Consider the following 1148-nt stretch of genomic DNA (forward strand, 5'->3'; position numbering starts at 1 on the left):
CATTTCGAGCACCGTCTTGCGGTGGTGGGAGGCTCGCGGGAGGAGCTGCTCACGTCGCTGGCTGCGGTGGCGCGTGGCGAGGCGAGCCCGTGGGCGGCGCGTGGCGAGGCGAAGCTCGACGCGCGGCCGAAGGTGGTATTCGTCTATTCCGGTCAGGGGTCGCAATGGGTGGGGATGGGCCGCCGGCTGCTGGAGGCGGAGCCCGTGTTCCGTGCGGCGCTCGAGCAGTGCGAGCCGCTGGTCAAAAAGCACGGGGGCTTCTCTGTGCTGGGGGCGCTGGAGGCGCCGGAAGAGAGCTCGCGGCTGCACGAGACCGAGGTGGTGCAGCCGGTGTTGTTCGCGGTCCAGGTTGGATTGACGGCGCTGTGGGGGTCGTGGGGCGTGGAGCCGGACGCGGTGCTTGGCCATAGCGTGGGGGAGGTAGCGGCGGCGCACGCGGCCGGGGCGCTGAGCCTCGAAGAAGCGGTGCGTTTGGTGTGCATCCGTGGACGTGTGATGCAGGGTGCGACGGGGCTGGGGAAGATGGCTTCGGTGGCGCTCCCCGAGGAAGCTGCGCGTGCGGCCTTGGAGGGGATGGCGAGCCGGCTCGCGATTGCAGCGGTCAACGATCCGGGTTCTGTGGTGCTCGCTGGAGAGGCGTCAGCGCTCTCCGAGGTTTTGGAGCGCCTGCAAGGCCAGGGCGTAGATTGCCGGATGCTGCGGGTGAATTACGCATTTCACAGCCCGGTGATGGCGCCGTTCGAGGGTGCGCTGGTGCAGGAGCTTGGGCGCGTGGCGGTGGGGCGCGCGGCCCGGAGGATGTACAGCACCGTCACGGGCGAGCAGATCAAGGGTGAGGACCTCGGCGCCGGTTATTGGGGGAAAAACCTGCGGGAGCCGGTCCAGTTCGCGCAGGCGATCCGCTCTGCCGTACGAGATGGGGACCGCGTCTTCGTGGAGGTCGGCCCGCACCCGGTCCTGTCGAGCAACCTGGAGCAATGCCTCGCGGCGAGCGGGGAGAGCGGCCAGGTCGTGGGGTCGCTGCGGCGAGAGCGTGACGAGCAGCGTACGATGTTGCTGTCGCTGGGAGCGCTGTACGCGGGAGGGTATCCCGTGGAATGGCAGCGGCATTATCCCGGGGGAGGGCAATGCGTGCTGCTGCCGACGTA

At 69.2% G+C, this 1148-nt stretch carries 1 protein-coding gene; it reads left to right on the forward strand.

Features of this window, described 5'->3' with window-relative positions:
* On the forward strand, positions 1 to 1148 hold a 1148-nt coding region (locus tag E8A74_RS51640), incomplete at both ends, for an acyltransferase domain-containing protein (protein ID WP_136936586.1).

The organism is Polyangium fumosum (assembly GCF_005144585.1).
Lineage (GTDB): Bacteria > Myxococcota_A > Polyangia > Polyangiales > Polyangiaceae > Polyangium > Polyangium fumosum.